The 6,627-nt window shown below is 46.2% G+C and carries 5 protein-coding genes, 4 tRNA genes, 1 rRNA gene and 1 pseudogene; all 11 read right to left on the bottom strand.

Features of this window, described 5'->3' with window-relative positions; genetic code table 11:
• A partial coding sequence (gene tnpA / locus BUB35_RS17580; protein WP_143185497.1) for an IS200/IS605 family transposase occupies positions 1 to 173 on the bottom strand: 173 nt, incomplete at its 3' end.
• A 237-nt stretch (positions 174 to 410) separates the two neighbouring features.
• Positions 411 to 1,994 carry an NAD(P)/FAD-dependent oxidoreductase gene (locus tag BUB35_RS17575; protein WP_072853837.1) on the bottom strand — a complete coding sequence of 528 codons (1,584 nt, stop codon included), beginning with the start codon at positions 1,992 to 1,994 and terminating at the stop codon, positions 411 to 413.
• On the bottom strand, positions 1,991 to 2,758 hold the full coding sequence (gene truA / locus BUB35_RS17570) for a tRNA pseudouridine(38-40) synthase TruA (protein WP_072853835.1): 768 nt from the start codon (positions 2,756 to 2,758) through the stop codon (positions 1,991 to 1,993). The genes BUB35_RS17575 and truA overlap by 4 nt, the downstream gene beginning before the upstream one ends.
• A 12-nt stretch (positions 2,759 to 2,770) precedes the next feature.
• Positions 2,771 to 4,414: a putative manganese-dependent inorganic diphosphatase gene (locus tag BUB35_RS17565; protein ID WP_072853833.1), complete on the bottom strand. Its 1,644-nt coding sequence runs from the start codon at positions 4,412 to 4,414 to the stop codon at positions 2,771 to 2,773.
• A gap of 158 nt (positions 4,415 to 4,572) precedes the next feature.
• A complete protein-coding gene (locus BUB35_RS17560) occupies positions 4,573 to 5,172 on the bottom strand; it encodes an SdpI family protein (protein WP_272872664.1) in 600 nt (199 codons plus the stop codon).
• Between the two features lie 40 nt (positions 5,173 to 5,212).
• Positions 5,213 to 5,491: pseudogene (locus BUB35_RS17555) on the bottom strand (autorepressor SdpR family transcription factor); the annotation flags it as partial.
• A gap of 138 nt (positions 5,492 to 5,629) precedes the next feature.
• A tRNA-Cys gene (locus BUB35_RS17550) sits at positions 5,630 to 5,700 on the bottom strand.
• A gap of 244 nt (positions 5,701 to 5,944) precedes the next feature.
• A tRNA-Cys gene (locus BUB35_RS17545) sits at positions 5,945 to 6,015 on the bottom strand.
• Positions 6,016 to 6,018: 3 nt separating this feature from the next.
• Positions 6,019 to 6,090 (bottom strand) — tRNA-Glu (locus BUB35_RS17540).
• A gap of 5 nt (positions 6,091 to 6,095) precedes the next feature.
• Positions 6,096 to 6,167: transfer RNA gene (locus BUB35_RS17535), tRNA-Asn, on the bottom strand.
• Between the two features lie 179 nt (positions 6,168 to 6,346).
• Positions 6,347 to 6,627 (bottom strand): 23S ribosomal RNA (locus tag BUB35_RS17530); the annotation flags it as partial.

Below are 6,627 nucleotides of genomic sequence, written 5' to 3'. Positions count from 1 at the left end.
CAACACTCCGCCTCTACAATATTTACACCTTTCCTTTCACATAATTCTCTTAATATCCTCCCAATATCTGCTTTTAACTTTTTATAAATCACCTGTCTGCGATATTTAGGTGCAAAAACAATATGATATTTGCATCTCCATTTGGAATGTGATAAACTTCTTATGTCATTCATTGACAAAACCTCCTGCTTCTATAATTTTGGTTGCCAGACCATTTTCATTATAACGCAGGAGGTTTCTTTCTTATACTAAAGTATTTTTACCTACCCCCAGTTGAACTGGGGGTTTTGTCATACCTGTTCGGCGTACAAAAATAGATAGCTGGAATCTTTTGTATCTCAAAGACTCCAGCTATCTTTTTTCTTATGAAGCAAGCCCTAAACATGAAGGGAATCCACTTCAAATTTTCTTTATTTTACATGTCTGCGGAAAATATGCTCTGCCGCCACAACGCCGTCCACAGCCGCTGACACAATACCGCCGGCATAGCCTGCCCCTTCACCTGTGGGATATAATCCCGTCAGAGAAAGGCTCTGTCCCCCTTCTCCACGCAAAATACGCACAGGAGAAGAACTGCGGCTTTCCACAGCCGTCAGCACAGCGTCATCCCGGTCAAAGCCTTTCAGCCGCCGACCCATCGCCGGCAATGCTTCCGCCATGGCTTCCGTCATAAAGTCCGGGAAAATTTCTTTCATATCCGCAAAAACCGTTTTGGGCGCATAGGTCGGACGCACCTGCCCAAAAGCGTTTTCTTTGTTCTGCAAAAAGCTGCCTACAGTCTGGACAGGGGCTGTATAGTTGCCTCCGCCAGCCTGAAAGGCTTTTTCTTCCAATTCCCGCTGGAAATACATGCCCGCAAGGGGATGTTCACTTCCGAAATCCTCAGGGAACACCTGCACCAGCAATGCGGAATTGGCGTTCTGCCCATCTCTGGCGTGTTCGCTCATGCCGTTGACAGCCAAACGACCTTCTTCTGAAGCCGCTGCCACCACATAGCCGCCGGGGCACATGCAGAAGGTATAGACCCCTCTGCCTTTCGTGGTGGTATAAGTCAGACGGTAATCTGCCGCTGGAAGCTGGTCTGCCGCTTCGCCGTACTGAGAAACATTGACCATGTCCTGCGGATGCTCAATACGCACCCCCATGGCAAAGGGCTTCTGTTCCAGAGCAAAGCCTTTTTCATAAAGCATGGTAAAGGTATCTCTGGCACTGTGTCCCAATGCCAGCACCACATCAGAAGCATCCAGACGTTCTTTTCCATTGATTTCTACGCCTGTCACCATGCCATTTTCCGAGAAAATATCTGTCACTTTGGAGAAAAAGCGCACTTCGCCCCCCAAAGATATGATTTTCTGCCGGATTTCTTTCACGACACCACGGAGCAAGTCTGTACCGATATGGGGCTTGCTGTCGTACAAGATTTCTTTCGGCGCGCCTGCTGCTACAAATTCCTCCAGCACCTTTCGGCATCTAGGATCTTTGATGCGGGTGGTCAGTTTCCCGTCAGAAAATGTCCCTGCGCCGCCTTCGCCGAACTGGACGTTGTTATCCACATCCAGCACGCCTGTCTTCCAGAACTTGTCCACAGCTTCCTTTCGACTGTCCACATCACCGCCCCGTTCCAGCACAATGGGCTTCAAACCCATCTGCGCCAAAAGAAGTGCCGCAAACATACCAGCTGGACCAAAGCCCACTACCACCGGGCGTTTTTCCATCTGACATTTGCCTTCCGGGAAATGATAGGACAAATCCGGGGTTTTGGAAATGTTTTTATTCCCTTTCACCCCTGCCAGCACCTTGCTTTCATTATTCACAGCCACATCCACCACGCAAACATAATGGATACGGTCTTTTTTCCGGGCATCCAGTGATTTTTTGAAAATCCGCCATGATGTGATTTGTTCCACAGGGATATGCAGTTGTTTTGCCGCCCGTTTTTTCAGCAGGCTTTCTTCTCTGCCCAAAGGCAGTTTTAAGTCAGCAATCCGAATCATGGCATCTCCGTTCCTTTCCCATAAGGTTCATAAAATACTTCATCCAGCATCAAGCCGCGGGAAGGTGCTGTAAAGCCAGCTGCCTCCCTGTTTTCCGCTGCCAGAATTTCTTCCATTTCCATGGGACTGCGTTTGCCTTCCCCTACTTCAATGAGGGTGCCTGTGAGTATCCGCACCATCTGGTACAAAAAGCCGTTGCCTGTAAAAGACAGCACCAGACGTTGTTCCTTCTGTTCGATGTTAATATCATAAATGGTGCGCACCGTAGACTTTTTCATACGTTTGTTTGCGCAGAAACTTTTGAAGTCATGGGTACCCACAAAGGCAGAAGCCGCTTCTTTCATGGCTTCCACGTCCAATTCGTCTTTGCACCAGAAACTGTATTTCCGCCAGAAAACGGGAGGCATTTCTCCCGTCCAGATGGTATAGACATATCGCTTTGCTTTGGCGTTCAGTCTGGCGTGGAATCTGGGTTCCGCCTCTTCCAGAGAAAGAGCGCCCACATCTTCCGGCAGACGTCCATTGATTTCCGTCAAAAGTTCTGCGGCTGTTCTTTTCCAGTCCATGCGGAAGCTGGCAACCTGCCCTTTGGCATGGGTGCCTGCGTCCGTCCGACCGGAACCGGCGATTTCTGTTTCTACGCCGGCGATTTCTGTGAGGATTTTTTCCAGTTTTTCCTGCAAGGTATTATCTGTGTTGCCCTGTTTCTGCCAGCCGTTGTACCGACTGCCATCATAACACAACACCATTTTGTAAGTTTTCATATCAAAACCGCCTTACTGCTGGATGGCACCCAGCACACGGGGTACAAACTGTTTCTTTCTGGAAACCACACCGGGCAGGTAAATATGATTTTCGCCTGCGGGCGCGCCGAAAGCAGCTTCCACCAGTTCTTTTGCGTTTTCGCCTACAAACACCATATCAGAAGATTCTTCCATGATATTTGTCAGCAGGAAGAACATCATATCCACGTCGTTTCTGTCGGAGTTTTCCATGAATTCCGCAATTTTCGGACGCAGTTCTTCCAGTTCTGTTTTATCCAGAGAGGAAATCTGACCTACACCGAAGTTCACGCCATTTGCACTGAATTTCTTGAAGTCCTGATAGAAGATTTCTTCTGGTGTTTTATCCGCCAGAGAGCTGCCTGCACGGAACATTTTTTCCGCATGTTCCTGAATATCAATGCCTGCAATTTTTGCCAAGGCTTCTGCGGCTTTCTGGTCCACAGGGGTACATGTGGGAGAACGGAACATCAATGTATCAGACAGAATCGCGGAACACATGAGCCCAGCCATTTTGGGGTCGATTTCCACCTGATTTTCCAGATACATCAGATATACGATGGTGGAAGTGCAGCCAACGGGCTGGTTACGGAAATATACGGGCATGGATGTTTCCAGTGTGCCCAGACGATGATGGTCGATGATTTCCAGAATTTCCGCTTCTTCAATACCGTCAACAGCCTGAGATTTTTCGTTATGGTCTACCATGATGATTTTTTTGTTGTCCATTTCCAGCAAGGAACGTCTGGACAGCATACCGATATAATTGCCGTCACGATCCAGCACAGGGAAATCACGATGGCGGATTTTTGCCATAGTGCCGCGGATGTCGCTGATAAAATCATCTTCGCTAAATGTAATCAGATTTTCTTTCCGCATGAAGTAACCCAGAGGTGTACTCTGGCTGATCAGTCTTGCTGTCATGTAAGTGTCATGGGGTGTGCTGATGATAGAGCAGTTGTTTTCCTTTGCCAGTTTCTGAATGGTTTTGGAAACAGGCGCACCCATGCAGACAACGATACAGCCTGCGTTCATTTCAATGGCACAAAGCTGGGATTCAAAACGGTTCCCTGTAATCAAAATATCGCCGGGTTCTACATAGTTTTCCAGCAGATCAGGGTTTGCCGCACCAATGAGGATTTTCCCTTCCTGCGGCACCACATCTTCTGGATTGCCCACAACCATGGTACCGTCAATGGTATCCAGAATATTGGAATATTTTGTTTTGGACATTGCCAGAATTCTTGTTTCGTAAATATCCATGTTGGCTGTAGCAATATCTTTGACAGAAATAATGCCTTCCAGTTTGCCTTCGTTTACGATAGGCATAGTCGCTTCCTGCATATCTCTCATGGTAATCCATGCGTTTTTCAGAGACATTTCTTTAGACAGGCTGGGTGTGATCTTGATAGTCACGTCTTTTACCTGTGTACCAACGTGGTTGATGAATGCGGGGCTTTCCACGCCGAAAAAGTCCAGTACATACTGGGTTTCGTTGCTGACTTCCCCAGCTCTTTTGGGTACATAATTACCGTCAGAAATTTTATTTTTCAAATTTGCATATGCGATTGCAGAGCAAATAGAGTCTGTGTCGGGATTTTTATGTCCGATGACAAACACATCTTTTTTTCTTGTCATTTACTGATTGCTCCTTTCTTTTCTTTTGAATATAAAAAGACGCCGAAAGCGTCAAAAACCAATGTTTTTCCATACTTCCAAGCGTCATAATTATATCTTTTTCCAAAAAGCCCGTCAATGATTTTCCACCAGTTCCAAACAGAAAATTTACATCTGCCCTACTTTTCTTCCCCATGTGCTTCTTGTTGGTACCAAAGATAGGACATGACCGTAGGAATCAGGCAAATCAAAAGCATAATACCCATGGTGCCCCAAAACAACTGTTTTTCTGGAACCATAAAACAACTGATAAGAATCACCAAGCCGCCAAAGAAAAATAGTCTGCCGCCCAGCCGCTGTGTTTTGTTCCAAACATTTTCATTGCTCAGTGCCCAAGGTGTTTTCATGCCTGTGAAAAAATTGGATTTAAACTTCGGCATCAGATTTCCCAGAAGGATAAACATCACTGCCACCATGGCACAGACTACACGCCCCACCTGCAAAAAACCAGGATATAGGCTTTCTGTCAAGGTGATGGACATCATAACGATCATAAACACCAGCAGAATGATTCTGGTACCAAAATAGGCGTCTGCAAACCGTTCATAATTTTGTTTTCTGGGGTCAATCTTTGCCAAAAAGGGCATGAAAATCCCAAATACAAGGCTCAGTCCTGCCAAAGGAAATAGTTTGATTTTTTCCCCGTAAGTAACACCGCCATCCAAGTCCCAATGAACAGGCACCATTTCCGGCAGTTTAGGATACAGAACTGCCACCATCAGCAGGGGCAGTATGCTCAGCAGAATCAGCAGAAACGTTTTCCCTTTCATGGTGATCGCCTCCCATCAGAGCTGTCATCCAGCTCATCATTTCTTCTAAAACCGATAAATTCAACTCATAAAAAATATATTTTCCCTGTTTTGTGTCACTAATAAGCCCTGCCTGTTTCAAAATCGCCAGATGATGCGAAATAGTGGCTCCTGTTGCCGGAAAATGCTCGCCAATCTCTCCCGCCGTCAAAGGTTTATCACGCAGCAGACGCAATATTTCCCGTCTGGTAGGATCACTCATGGCTTTCCAAGTTTCCTGTATGCCCATATCATCGCCTCCTGTTTTTATTTAGATATATATCTAAATGTATTCTATTTCTTTTTTCATTCCGTGTCAATAATATTTTGATATTTATCTAAATATAACACAAAAAAAGAAGCATTCGCAATATGCGAATGCTTTGAGAGGCGCCACCCGGATTCGAACCGGGGATAGAGGTGTTGCAGACCTTTGCCTTACCACTTGGCTATGGCGCCGTAACTGTTGTTATTATAACGCGCTTTGTTCAATTCGTCAAGTAAAATTATGGATTTCTTTTCTTTTTCTTCTCCCTCGTTTCGACATCTGCTAAAAAAATGGGGAAAATCCGCCATTCTTTGGGCTATCTGACGGTTCCTGTCCCACCTTCTATGACAAAGCAGACAAAAGGCAAATTCCTTTTTTACGCAATAAAAAAAGCCCCAACCCCACAGCTAATTCTGTGAAACCGGGACTTTCCAGAGGCGCCACCCGGATTTGAACCGGGGATAGAGGTGTTGCAGACCTTTGCCTTACCACTTGGCTATGGCGCCATATGATCCGTGCGGGATTCGAACCCGCGTTACCGCCGTGAAAGGGCGGTGTCTTAACCCCTTGACCAACGGACCATAAACTCCCCGAGTAGGATTCGAACCAACGACCCTCCGGTTAACAGCCGGATGCTCTACCGCTGAGCTATCGAGGAATAATGTCTTCGATTTTTGCCCTTCAGTTTGCTCTCTTTGTTAACCTCCTCCGGTTAACAGCAGGCTTGCAAAGCAAGTAAGAGATGCTCTACCGCTGAGCTATCGAGGATTATACTATGTTTGAAAGTTTACACCTTCAAAACCGAATACAGCAAACATTATATCATAAAATCTTTATTAGGTCAAGCCCTCGATCTATTAGTATTGGTCAGCTGAACACGTTACTGTGCTTACACCTCCAACCTATCTACCTCATTATCTTTAAGGGATCTTACTTCCGAAGAATGGGAAATCTTATCTTGAGGGCGGCTTCACGCTTAGATGCCTTCAGCGTTTATCCGTTCCATACATAGCTACCCGGCTGTGCAGTTGGTCTGCAACCGGTACACCAGAGGTACGTCCATCCCGGTCCTCTCGTACTAAGGACAGCTCCTCTCAAATTTCCTGCGCCCACAACGG

This window comes from Anaerotignum lactatifermentans DSM 14214 (assembly GCF_900142265.1).
Taxonomy (GTDB): Bacteria; Bacillota; Clostridia; order Lachnospirales; family Anaerotignaceae; genus Anaerotignum; species Anaerotignum lactatifermentans.
The sequence above is the reverse complement of the archived record's forward strand: the minus strand, read 5'-3'. Positions and strand labels throughout refer to the sequence as shown.

Excerpts from the sequence above, each read along its gene's own strand:
- truA (WP_072853835.1), bottom strand. The coding sequence starts at position 2,758 with ATGAAAACTTACAAAATGGTGTTGTGTTATGATGGCAGTCGGTACAAC.
- BUB35_RS17565 (WP_072853833.1), bottom strand. The coding sequence starts at position 4,414 with ATGACAAGAAAAAAAGATGTGTTTGTCATCGGACATAAAAATCCCGAC.
- BUB35_RS17560 (WP_272872664.1), bottom strand. The coding sequence starts at position 5,172 with ATGGTGGCAGTTCTGTATCCTAAACTGCCGGAAATGGTGCCTGTTCAT.
- BUB35_RS17575 (WP_072853837.1), bottom strand. The coding sequence starts at position 1,994 with ATGATTCGGATTGCTGACTTAAAACTGCCTTTGGGCAGAGAAGAAAGC.